General features: G+C 65.9%; 9 protein-coding genes and 1 pseudogene. 8 read left to right on the top strand and 2 right to left on the bottom strand.

Features of this window, described 5'->3' with window-relative positions:
• Positions 1 to 85 precede the first annotated feature (85 nt).
• From estP to AC1ZV1_RS27810, 5 genes are all read left to right on the top strand, one after another.
• Positions 86 to 1,993: an esterase EstP gene (gene estP, locus AC1ZV1_RS27830; RefSeq protein WP_484294578.1), complete on the top strand. Its 1,908-nt coding sequence runs from the start codon at positions 86 to 88 to the stop codon at positions 1,991 to 1,993.
• Between the two features lie 233 nt (positions 1,994 to 2,226).
• Positions 2,227 to 3,240: a class 1 fructose-bisphosphatase gene (locus tag AC1ZV1_RS27825; RefSeq protein WP_484294577.1), complete on the top strand. Its 1,014-nt coding sequence runs from the start codon at positions 2,227 to 2,229 to the stop codon at positions 3,238 to 3,240.
• The gene (locus tag AC1ZV1_RS27820; protein WP_484294576.1) at positions 3,240 to 3,845 is read left to right on the top strand and encodes a DUF924 family protein; all 606 of its coding nucleotides are present in this window, start codon (positions 3,240 to 3,242) and stop codon (positions 3,843 to 3,845) included. Before AC1ZV1_RS27825 ends, AC1ZV1_RS27820 begins: the two co-directional genes overlap by 1 nt.
• A gap of 73 nt (positions 3,846 to 3,918) precedes the next feature.
• Entirely contained in the window at positions 3,919 to 4,173 is a 255-nt protein-coding gene (gene bamE, locus AC1ZV1_RS27815; protein WP_484294575.1) for an outer membrane protein assembly factor BamE domain-containing protein, read from the top strand.
• A gap of 38 nt (positions 4,174 to 4,211) precedes the next feature.
• The gene (locus AC1ZV1_RS27810) at positions 4,212 to 4,763 is read left to right on the top strand and encodes a lipocalin family protein (protein WP_484294574.1); all 552 of its coding nucleotides are present in this window, start codon (positions 4,212 to 4,214) and stop codon (positions 4,761 to 4,763) included.
• 68 nt (positions 4,764 to 4,831) lie between these two features.
• Here the strand turns inward: AC1ZV1_RS27810 and AC1ZV1_RS27805 are convergent, their stop codons facing one another.
• Complete coding sequence (locus AC1ZV1_RS27805; RefSeq protein WP_484294573.1) at positions 4,832 to 6,196, bottom strand: formimidoylglutamate deiminase; 1,365 nt, start codon at positions 6,194 to 6,196, stop codon at positions 4,832 to 4,834.
• Between the two features lie 243 nt (positions 6,197 to 6,439).
• Between AC1ZV1_RS27805 and hutC the strand changes: the two genes are divergently transcribed.
• Together hutC and AC1ZV1_RS27795 are read left to right on the top strand one after the other, a co-directional pair.
• Complete coding sequence (hutC, locus tag AC1ZV1_RS27800; RefSeq protein WP_484297654.1) at positions 6,440 to 7,150, top strand: histidine utilization repressor; 711 nt, start codon at positions 6,440 to 6,442, stop codon at positions 7,148 to 7,150.
• Positions 7,147 to 7,737 carry a HutD/Ves family protein gene (locus AC1ZV1_RS27795; RefSeq protein ID WP_484294572.1) on the top strand — a complete coding sequence of 197 codons (591 nt, stop codon included), beginning with the start codon at positions 7,147 to 7,149 and terminating at the stop codon, positions 7,735 to 7,737. Before hutC ends, AC1ZV1_RS27795 begins: the two co-directional genes overlap by 4 nt.
• 152 nt (positions 7,738 to 7,889) lie before the next feature.
• Here the strand turns inward: AC1ZV1_RS27795 and hutH are convergent.
• A pseudogene (gene hutH / locus AC1ZV1_RS27790) lies at positions 7,890 to 9,419 on the bottom strand (histidine ammonia-lyase).
• A gap of 234 nt (positions 9,420 to 9,653) precedes the next feature.
• On the opposite strand from hutH, the gene AC1ZV1_RS27785 reads away from it, so the two are divergent.
• Positions 9,654 to 10,670 (top strand): ABC transporter substrate-binding protein, encoded by a 1,017-nt coding sequence (locus AC1ZV1_RS27785; RefSeq protein WP_484294571.1) that lies wholly within the window; start codon positions 9,654 to 9,656, stop codon positions 10,668 to 10,670.
• The last annotated feature ends 61 nt before the right edge of the window (positions 10,671 to 10,731 follow it).

Below are 10,731 nucleotides of genomic sequence, written 5' to 3'. Positions count from 1 at the left end.
CAAGATAGGGGTGTCGCCTGTAGAAATTCTGATACTGTCTTGGTTGTTCTGATTGCCCGAATAACAACAAGCATGGAGTAGCAGAATGATCAGAAAGGCGCTCACCCCGCTGGCGGCCGCGTGCGTCATGGCGATTGCCGCGCAGGCCTCCGCAGCCCCTTCGCCGTATTCCACCCTGGTCGTCTTCGGCGACAGCCTGAGCGACTCGGGGCAATTCCCCGATGCCGGCGGCCCCGCTGGCGCCAGCACCCGCTTCACCAACCGTGTCGGCCCCACCTATCTCGATGGGAGTGGCGAGATCTTCGGCCCCACTGCACCGATGATCCTGGGCGGCAAGCTGGGCATCAATGCCGCCGACCTGAACCCTTCGACCTCGCTGGTCCCCGGTACCGTGGACGGCAACAACTGGGCGGTCGGCGGCTACCGCACCGACCAGATCTACGACTCCATCACCGCTGCCGGTGGCTCGACGGTCACTGCCGGCGCCGACAGCCGTACCCGCGACGGCTATCTGGTGAACAACCGCGCCGACCCGAACGCGCTGTACTACCTCACCGGGGGCGGCAACGACTTCCTCCAGTTGCGCATTACCAACGATCCCACTGCCCGTGCCGCTGCCGGCCGACTGGTGGATAGCGTGGATGCGCTGCACAACGCCGGGGCGCGCTACATCATGGTCTGGCTGCTGCCTGACCTGGGCCAGACGCCGGCCACCAATGGCACCGCGCTGCAGGGTATCGGGACCCAGCTGTCGGGCATCTTCAACGAAGAACTGGTCAGCCAGTTGGCCGCCTCCAATGCCAACGTCATCCCGCTGAACATCCCGGCGATGTTCAAGGAAGTGCTGGCCAACCCGGGCGCCTACGGCCTGGCCACCGGCCAGAATCTGGTCGGCACTTGCTTCAGCGGCAACAGCTGCCCGGAGAACGCCGTCTACGGCCGCCACGGCAGCAGCCCTGATCCGACCAAGCTGATCTTCAACGACGGCGTGCACCCGACCATCGCCGGCCAGACGCTGATTGCCGACTACGCCTACTCGGTGCTCTCCGCTCCGTGGGAAGCGACCCTGCTGCCGGAGATGGCTCTGGGCACCTACAACGCCTACCAGGACCAACTGCGCAGCCAATGGCTGGCGGACTGGGAGAACTGGCAGGGCACTGGCCAATGGCGCGGCTTCGTCACCGGCGGTGCGCAGCACCTGGACTACGACGACCAGGACAGCGCGGCCGATGGATCCGGCTACGGCGCCAACCTGACTCTGGGCACCAGCTACCGCCTCGACGATGCCTGGCGCGTCGGCGGCTCCCTCGGCTTCTACCGGCAGAAACTGGAACTGGGCGCGGATGACTCCGACTACAGGCTCAACAGCTACCTGGGCAGCCTGTTCGTGCAGTTCCAGCAGAACCGTTGGTGGGCCGATGCTTCGGTGACTGGCGGCAAGCTCGACTTCGACGATGCGAACCGCAAGTTCTCCATCATCAACCACGAGGTCGAGGAGAAGGCCGATACCGACGGCAACCTGCTGGCCTTCAGCGGACGCCTGGGCTACGACATCGCCCAGGGCGGCGAGAACTGGCACCTGTCGCCCTTCGTCAGCGCCGACTGGGCACGGGTGAAAGTGGATGGCTACGAAGAGGGCAGCGGCCGCTCCACCGCGCTGGCCTATGACGAGCAGAACCGCTACTCCCGCCGTCTTGGCGTCGGCCTGCAGGGCAAGCTGGACCTGTCCCAGGAAACCCAGCTGTTCGGCGAGGTTGCCGTGGAGCGCGAATACGCCGACGACACCCAGAACATCGGGATGAACTTCACCAGCCTGCCGGACGTCGGCTTCAGCCTGCAGGGCTACACCCCGCAGAGCCACCTGCAGCGTGCCACCATCGGCTTCGCCCAGAAGCTGACCCCGGAGCTGTCGCTGCGCGGCGGCTACAGCGCGCACCGCAGCAGCGACGACCTGGCCCAGGGCGTGAACCTGGCGCTGAGCCTGGACTTCTGATCGTCTGAGGCGAGCGTGGCGGGGTGACGGTTGGTTGCGGCCGTTACCCCGCCTGCTTTAGCAGTGGACTGCACGCCGCGCGGCCGAAGGTCGCGGGGCCTGATTGGCGTTGGGAACTGCCCGTGCGTAATGGGCTCCAAGCATTCGGCGAGCCTCCGCGCAAGGAGGCGTCGCGGACGTTTCCACGCTAGAATGCGCCCTGATTTTTTCTACCTTCTCCCCCGGAGCCTTCCATGTCCCGCGTTACCCTGAGCCGCTACCTGATCGAGCAGACCCGCAGTCACAACACCCCGGCCGACCTGCGCTTCCTCGTCGAGGTAGTAGCGCGCGCCTGCAAGGAAATCAGCCATGCCGTCTCCAAGGGCGCCCTGGGCGGCGTTCTAGGCAGCATGGGTACCGAGAACGTGCAGGGTGAAGTGCAGAAGAAGCTGGACGTGATCTCCAACGAGATCCTCCTGGAAGCCAACGAATGGGCCGGCAATCTGGCCGGCATGGCGTCCGAGGAAATGGACCATCCCTATCAGATTCCGGGCAAGTACCCCAAGGGCGCCTACCTGCTGGTCTTCGATCCGCTGGACGGCTCCTCCAACATCGACGTCAACGTCTCGGTCGGCACCATCTTCTCCGTGCTGCGCTGCCCGCAGGAGGACCTGAGCCAGAACGACAGTCTGCGCGAGGAAGCCTTCCTCCAGCCGGGTACCACCCAGGTTGCCGCCGGCTACGCCATCTACGGTCCGCAGACCATGCTGATCCTGACCCTCGGCAACGGTGTGAAGGGCTTCACCCTGGACCGCGAGCTGGGTAGCTTCGTGCTGACCCACGAGAACATCACCGTTCCCACCAGCACCGCCGAATTCGCCATCAACATGTCCAACGAGCGCCACTGGGAAGCCCCGGTGAAGCGCTACGTCAGCGAACTGCTGGCAGGCAAGGAAGGCCCGCTGGGCAAGAACTACAACATGCGTTGGATCGCCTCCATGGTGGCCGACGTGCACCGCATCCTGACCCGCGGTGGCGTCTTCATGTACCCGCGCGACTCCCGTGAGCCGGAGAAGCCCGGCAAGCTGCGCCTGATGTACGAAGCCAACCCGATGTCCTTCATCATCGAGCAGGCCGGTGGCGCCGCCACCAACGGCCACCAGCGCATCCTCGACATCCAGCCGGAGAACCTGCACCAGCGCGTTGCGGTGTTCCTGGGCTCCAAGGAGGAAGTCGAGCGCGCCACCGCCTACCATCAGGAAGGCTGATGGCTACCGCGCCCTGGCAAGCGCTGCTGGACTGGTGGTTCGGCAGCGCGCTGGATGCCAGCGAAGTCGCCGCCCAGCGCAATGCGCTGTGGTTCGGCAAGAGCGCCTGCCAGGACGTGGACTCTGAAAACCGTTTCGGCGGCCTGGTGCGCCAGGCCCTGGACGGTGCCCTGCAGGAGTGGGAGCGCGAGCCGCAGAGCTGGCTGGCGCTGATCCTGCTGCTGGACCAGCTGCCGCGCATGGTCTTCCGCGATACCCCGCGCGCCTACGCCGGTGACGCCCGCGCCCAGCAACTGGTGCGCCAGGGTCTGGAGGCCGGTTTTGACCGCCAGCTGCCGCGCATCGAGCGGGTGTTCGTCTACATCGTCCTGGAGCATGCCGAAGACCTGGCCTGCCAGAACGAGGCGGTGCGCCTGTACGAAGCACTCCAGGCTGAATCCAGCGACAGCGAAAAAGTGCTGTTCGCCGGCTACCTTGCCTACGCGCGCAAGCATCAGGTGGTGATCGAGCGCTTCGGTCGCTTCCCCCACCGCAACCTCATCCTGGGGCGTGAGTCCACGGCTGAAGAAGCGCAGTTCCTCACGGAACCTGGCTCACGTTTCTGACTCCAACCCGGCGGCCGAATCGGTCGCCCTGTGCCAAGCTTGTTGGCCTGCCCCCCAAACAATGGAGTTGTCGATGTCCTTCCGCCGCCTCGTGCTCGTCGCGTTCTGTGTCGTCCTGGCTGCTTGCAGCAAAGTGAACCAGGAGAACTATTCCAAGATCAAAACCGGCATGACCAAGGCCGAAGTCGAGGACCTGCTCGGCAAGCCTGCCGAATGTTCCGGCGCACTGGGCGTTTCCAGCTGCACCTGGGGTGACGACAAGGCCTTCATCAGTATCCAGTACGCTGGCGACAAAGTGCTGCTGTTCTCCGCCCAGGGCCTGAAGTAACTGCTGCCCTGGCAGGGCAGGCAGCCAAGGAGAAGCGAATGCGTCGATCCATCACCTGGCTGGTCTGCCTCCTCGTGCTGAGCGGCTGCGCCGGTTCCACCCAGCAACCGCCGCAGACCGTGCAGGTCGATCTCAAGCGCTACGAGGGCACCTGGTACGAACTGGGGCGCAAGCCGATGTTCTTCCAGCGCCAGTGCGTGCAATCCGAAGCCCATTACCGACTGCAGGCCGACGCCAGCATCGCGGTGACCAATCGCTGCCTGACGAAGGATGGCCAGTGGGACCAGGCGACCGGCCGCGCCGAAGCGCAGGTGCCGGGCCGTACCGACAAGCTCTGGGTGCGTTTCGACAACACCTTCTCGCGGATCTTCCCCGCCCTCGCCAAGGGCGACTACTGGGTGCTCTACGTCGACGACGACTACCAGACCGCGCTGGTGGGCAATCCCAATCGTGAGTACCTCTGGCTGCTCTCGCGCCAGCCGGTGGTGCCGGACGCTACCCGCATGAAACTGCTGGAGCTGGCGCACGAGCGCGGTTACCAGACCGACGACCTGATCTGGCGAGCCGGGGAAACCTCCTCCGCGCCCTGACGAAAAAACGCCCCGAGGGGCGTTTTTTCATGGGGCATGTTGCGAGCGCTCGCTCCTGCTAGGTTATTTCAGTCCAGCAGCTCGCGGAGCACGCCAGCGAACGCACGGGAGCTCTGTTCTTCCAGCGCATGCTTGCCGTTGCGCACGCGCCACTGGCCGCCCACCATCACATCGCGAACCTGCCGATCACCGCCGGCAAACAGCCAGCGGTTGAGGATGGCGTCGCCACGGGCGGTCTGCAGGTAAGGATCGCCGCCATCGAGTACCAGCAGGTCGGCGCGCTTGCCCACCGCCAGGCCACCCGTGGGCTGGCCGAGGGCCTGGGCGCCGCCGGCCAGTGCCGCGTCGAACAGGGTGCGACCGACCATTGGCTGGTCCTGCCCGTAGAGGCGGTTGCGCCGCTGGTCACGCAGGCGCTGGCCATATTCCAGCCAGCGCAGTTCCTCGACCACGCTGAGCGAGACATGGCTATCGGAGCCGATGCCGAAACGGCCGTGCTGGGCGAGGTAGTCCACGGCCGGGAAGATGCCGTCGCCCAGGTTCGCCTCGGTGGTCAGGCAGAGGCCAGCCACCGCGCCGCTGCGGGCCATGGCCGTCACTTCATCGGGTTCCGCGTGGGTGGCATGCACCAGGCACCAGCGTTCGTCCACCGCGATGTTTTCGTACAGCCATTGCAGCGGACGGCGACCGCTCCAGGCCAGGCAGTCGTCGACTTCCTTCTGCTGCTCGGCAATGTGGATGTGCACCGGGCAACCGCTGGAGTCGGCGCCCAGCACCTCGCTGATCTGCTGCGGCGTCACGGCGCGCAGGGAGTGGAAGCACAGGCCGAGGCCCTGCTGCGGCTGCGTCGCCAGGTGCCCGCGCAGGCCATCGATCAGCTTCAGGTAGTTTTCCGTGCTGTTGATGAAGCGGCGCTGGCCTTCGCTGGGGGCCTGGCCGCCGAAACCGGCATGGGAGTAGAGCACCGGCAGCAGGGTCAGACCGATGCCGGCGTCCGTCGCCGCCTGGCTGACGCGCAGGGCAAGCTCCGCCGGGTTGGCGTAAGGCTTGCCATCGACGTCGTGGTGCACGTAGTGGAATTCGGCGACGCCGGTGTAACCGGCCTTGAGCATCTCGATGTAGAGCTGGCGGGCGATGATCCCGACCTGCTCGGGCGAGAGGCGGCCGACCAGGCGGTACATCAGGTCGCGCCAGGTCCAGAAACTGTCGTTGGGGTTGCCGGCGACTTCCGCCAGGCCCGCCATGGCGCGCTGGAAGGCGTGCGAATGCAGGTTCGGCATGCCTGCCAGCACTGGCCCGGAAGTCCGTTCTGCGCCCTCTGCGCTGGCGTCCGGGGTGATCGCGGTGAACAGACCGTTGGCATCGATCTCGAGGCGGACATGGCGCGCCCAGCCGGAGGGCAGCAGGGCGGATTCGGCGAACAGGACGGACATGCGCGGCTCCTCGCAGGTTTCTTGGAATTTGTATATACATATACAGACGTTTGCCGAGACCGTAAACTGCCAGGCACCCGACGGTCGTCTCAGGACTTGTATGCACGGGTCGAATCCGGTACATGCCGGAGTCAGACCGCAGTCGCGCTCAAAAATGAGTACCGTCGCCACGACAAGGAGTTTCCCGTGCCCGCATCGCCCACGCCTACCCCGCCCGCCGAGGGTTCGTCGCTCGCCGCGCAGATGGGGGAAATTCCCGCGCCGCTGTATGCCCGCGTCAAGCAGATGATCATCCAGCAAATCCAGTCCGGTACCTGGCCGCCGCACCATCGCGTGCCGTCCGAAGCGGAGCTGGTCGCCGAATTGGGCGTCAGCCGCATGACCATCAACCGCGCGCTGCGCGAGCTCACTGCCGACGGGCTGCTGGTGCGCATGCAGGGCGTGGGCACTTTCGTCGCCGAGCCCAAGGGCCAGTCGGCGCTGTTTCAGGTGCAGAACATCGCCGAGGAAATCACCGCCCGCGGCCACAAGCATCATCTCGTGGTGATCAGCCTGCTGGAGGAGCTCGCCAGTGCCGAGCGCGCCCTGGCGCTGGACGTGCGCGAGGGCCAGCGCATCTTCCACTCGATCATCGTGCACTACGAAAACGATATCCCGGTGCAGATCGAGGACCGCTACGTCAACGCGGCCGTGGCGCCGGATTACCTGAAGCAGGATTTCACCGGGCAGACGCCGTTCGCCTACCTGACCCAAGTCGCGCCGCTGAGCGAGGGTGAGCACGTCGTCGAGGCGGTGCTGCCCAGCCCCGAGGAATGCAAGCTGCTCTCCGTCGACCGCCACGAGCCGTGCCTGCTGATCCGCCGGCGCACCTGGTCCGGGCGCAATACCGTCACCAGCGCGCGCCTGCTGTACCCGGGCTCGCGCTACCGCCTGGAAGGACGTTTCAGTTCATGACTGCAATCAGATTGCTGCGCGCCGCCGACTACCCGGCGATGCCCTGGAAGAACGGCGCGGGCACCACCCGCGAAATTGTCCGCGACGCCGGCAACGGCCTGGAAGGCTTCGGCTGGCGTGTGTCCATCGCCGACGTCGGCGCGCCAGGACCGTTCTCCGCGTTCACCGGTTATCAGCGCATCATCAGCGTGCTGGAAGGCCAGGGCATGCGCCTGAATGTGGATGGCGACTCTTCCCGCGACCTGCGCGCACTCGACGCCTTCGCCTTCGATGGCGCCAGCGCGGTGGATTGCACGCTGCTGGGCGGCGCGATCCGCGACTTCAACCTGATCTATTCGCCGAGCCGTTACCGGGCGCGCCTGCAATGGCTGAAGCTCGACGGCGCGGCGCACTTCTTCAGTAGTGCATCGACGGTGTTGCTGTTCAGCGCGGGCGAGGGCATCCACGCCAGCCTGAACGGCGCGGCCAGTGGCGTGCTGGGACTGCATGACATGCTGGTTGCCGAAGGCGACGGCGCGTTGCGTGAGTGGCGGCTGACAGTGTCGGGCAATGCGGATATCTGCGTGATCGAACTCGAAGCACGCTGAACAGAAAGGGCGCCGGGAGGCGCCCTTTGCATTTGTAGGATGGCGTGGAGCGAAGCGATACCCATCAACTATTCCACGGCCCGGAAAAAGCACCTTACAGGCGCTGTTCGCGGGCCACGCCCGCTATGGCGCAACGGGCCATCGACGTCAGGTCAGGCATACAACCGCGAATAGCCGATCCACCGACTCATCACCCCGTCCTCCACCCACGCCCGCGCAGCAGCGATGTCAGGGGCGAAGTAGCGGTCCTGCTCGTAATGCGGCACCTGGCTGCGGATCAGCGTGCGCACTTCCTGCAGCTGCGGCGAGCTCTGCAGCGGCGCGTGGAAGTCCACGCCCTGAGCGGCGGCGAGCAGTTCGATGGCGACCACCCCGGCGCTGTTGGCCGCCATATCCTGCAGGCGGCGCGCGGCGAAGGTGGCCATGGAGACATGGTCTTCCTGGTTCGCCGAGGTTGGCAGGCTGTCCACCGAGGCCGGGTGGGCCCAGGTCTTGTTTTCCGAGGCCAGCGCCGCCGAGGTGACCTGGGCGATCATGAACCCGGAGTTCAGCCCACCTTCCTTGACCAGGAAGGCCGGCAGCCCGGACATCGCCGGGTCCACCAGCTGGGCGATGCGCCGCTCGGACAGCGCGCCGATCTCGGCGATCGCCAGCGCCAGCACGTCCGAGGCCATGGCTACCGGCTCGGCATGGAAGTTACCGCCTGACAGCACATCGCCGTCAGCGCTGAACACCAGCGGGTTGTCGGAAACGGCATTGGCCTAGCGCAGGAAAACCCCGGCAGAGAAGCGCAGGTGATCCAGGCAGGCGCCCATCACCTGCGGCTGGCAGCGCAGCGAGTACGGGTCCTGCACGCGCTTGCAGTCGATGTGCGACTGGTTGATCGGGCTGTCGTGCAGCAGCTCCCGGTACAGCGCGGCGACCGCAATCTGCCCCGGTTGGCCGCGCACTTCCTGGATCCGCGCATCGAAGGGGACGAACGAACCCTTCAGCGCTTCAACCGTCAGGCTGCCGGCGACCACCGCCGAGATGAACAGCTTTTCCGCCGCGAACAGCCCGCGCAGGGCCAGCGCGGTGGATACCTGGGTGCCGTTGATCAGCGCCAGGCCTTCCTTGGGCCCCAGCACCAGCGGCTCGGCGCCGGCGATGGCGAGGCCCTCGGCGGCTTCGAGAATGCGCCCTTCATGGCGCACCTGGCCGACACCGAGCAGGGTCGAGGACAGGTGCGCCAGGGGCGCGAGGTCGCCCGAGGCGCCCACCGAGCCCTGCGACGGGATGCACGGGTAGACCCGCGCGCGGTACAGCCTGAGCAGTGTCTCGATCACCGGCAGGCCGACGCCGGAGAAGCCGCGCGCCAGGGAGCCGATCTTCAGCGCCATGATCAGTGCCACGCTGGCGTCGTCCAGCAGCGGGCCGGTGCCGGTGCAGTGGGAGAGGATCAGGTTGCGCTGCAGGGTGGCAAGCTGATCGTCGGCGATGGAGGTGCGCGCCAGCAGGCCGAAGCCGGTGTTGATGCCGTAGACCGTGCGCTGGTCGGCGATGATCTGGCTGACGGTCTGCGCGCTGCGCAGAATGGCTTCGCGGCATTGGTCCGCGAGCTGCAGGTCGGGTTGGTGCTGGTAGATGGCGCGCAGCTGGTCAAGGTCGAACTGGCCGGGCGTCAGGAGCAGGGTTTCGGGCATGTCGGCATCCTGGGAGCGGTGAAGTGTTACCGTTGATTGTTCCTGTATATACAGGTATAGCAATCGCTGTGCCATGGCGCGCCAGGGCCCGGCCCCGCGTCGACAGCCGCGTTGTGAAGCGATTCAGATGAAAGTGAATGTCACCGCCGGTGGCATTTCCAGTCCGGTGGTCGTGGGCAAATCGTGGATCGGCGGCTACACCCAATGGGACATCAACGCGCCCCGGAGACGCCCATGTCCGCCCCCCGTTGCCTGTTCGCCCTGCTGCTGGCCTTCGGGCTCTGCGCGCAAACCCTTGCCGCCGGCTGCCCTTATCCGAAACCTGTGGTATTCGCCGGGCTGAACTGGGAGAGCGGCATGTTCACCACCGAGATGCTGCGCTTCATCCTGGAGAAGGGTTACGGCTGTGAGACCGACGCCGTGCCGGGTAACACCGTGACCATGGAGAACGCGCTGAAGCAGAACGATATCCAGGTCACCGGCGAGCAGTGGGCCGGGCGCAGTACCGTCTGGCAGCAGGCGGAGAAGGCCGGCCAGGTGTTCTCCGTGGGCGAGACGGTGAAGGGCGCCAATGAAGGCTGGTGGGTGCCTGATTACGTGGTGCACGGTGATGCCAAACGGGGCATCAAGGCCTCCGCGCCGGACCTGAAGTCCGTCAGCGACCTGCCCAGGTACAAGACGCTGTTCAAGGATGACGAGGAACCGGGCAAGGGCCGCTTCTACAACTGCCCCACCGGCTGGACCTGCGAGATCGTCAACACGCAGAAGCTCAAGGCCTATGGGCTGGAGAGCAGCTACGTGAACTTCCGCACGGGGGCCGGCCCTGCACTGGACGCGGCGATCAGCTCGGCCATCGCCCAGGGCCGGCCGGTACTCTTCTATTACTGGGCGCCGACGCCACTGCTGGGACGTTTCAAGCTGGTGCAGCTGGAGGAGCCGCCGTTCGATGAGGCGGCCTGGAAGACCCTGACCGACCCGAACAACCCCACTCCCAAGGGCTCGCGCTCGCTGCCGGCGAAGATCAGCATCGGTGTGTCCCGCGAGTTCCATGACAAGGCGCCGGCTTTGGTGCAGGTATTCGAGAAGGTCGATCTGCCACTGCCGCTGTTCAACGCGCTGCTGGCGGACATGGCTGAGCACCACCGGGACGTGGCGGAGGTGCGGGCGAAATTCTTCCGTGAGCACCGCGAGCTGTGGACGAGGTGGGTGTCGGCGGACGCGGCGGCGAGGCTCGATGCGGCGTTGAAGTGAGCGGGTGCCTAGGTGAAGTTGATGGTGCTGGGCGTTCCCTCTCCCTAACCCTCTCCCTGAA

This window comes from Pseudomonas sp. BB438, assembly GCF_057180225.1.
Note: the sequence above shows the minus strand (reverse complement) of the source record. Positions and strands in the feature narration are given on the sequence as shown.

What these genes read in the sequence shown, in the direction of transcription:
- estP (WP_484294578.1), top strand. Translation starts at nt 86, where the DNA reads ATGATCAGAAAGGCGCTCACCCCGCTGGCGGCCGCGTGCGTCATGGCG.
- AC1ZV1_RS27825 (WP_484294577.1), top strand. Translation starts at nt 2,227, where the DNA reads ATGTCCCGCGTTACCCTGAGCCGCTACCTGATCGAGCAGACCCGCAGT.
- AC1ZV1_RS27820 (WP_484294576.1), top strand. Translation starts at nt 3,240, where the DNA reads ATGGCTACCGCGCCCTGGCAAGCGCTGCTGGACTGGTGGTTCGGCAGC.
- bamE (WP_484294575.1), top strand. Translation starts at nt 3,919, where the DNA reads ATGTCCTTCCGCCGCCTCGTGCTCGTCGCGTTCTGTGTCGTCCTGGCT.
- AC1ZV1_RS27810 (WP_484294574.1), top strand. Translation starts at nt 4,212, where the DNA reads ATGCGTCGATCCATCACCTGGCTGGTCTGCCTCCTCGTGCTGAGCGGC.
- AC1ZV1_RS27805 (WP_484294573.1), bottom strand. Translation starts at nt 6,196, where the DNA reads ATGTCCGTCCTGTTCGCCGAATCCGCCCTGCTGCCCTCCGGCTGGGCG.
- hutC (WP_484297654.1), top strand. Translation starts at nt 6,440, where the DNA reads ATGGGGGAAATTCCCGCGCCGCTGTATGCCCGCGTCAAGCAGATGATC.
- AC1ZV1_RS27795 (WP_484294572.1), top strand. Translation starts at nt 7,147, where the DNA reads ATGACTGCAATCAGATTGCTGCGCGCCGCCGACTACCCGGCGATGCCC.
- AC1ZV1_RS27785 (WP_484294571.1), top strand. Translation starts at nt 9,654, where the DNA reads ATGTCCGCCCCCCGTTGCCTGTTCGCCCTGCTGCTGGCCTTCGGGCTC.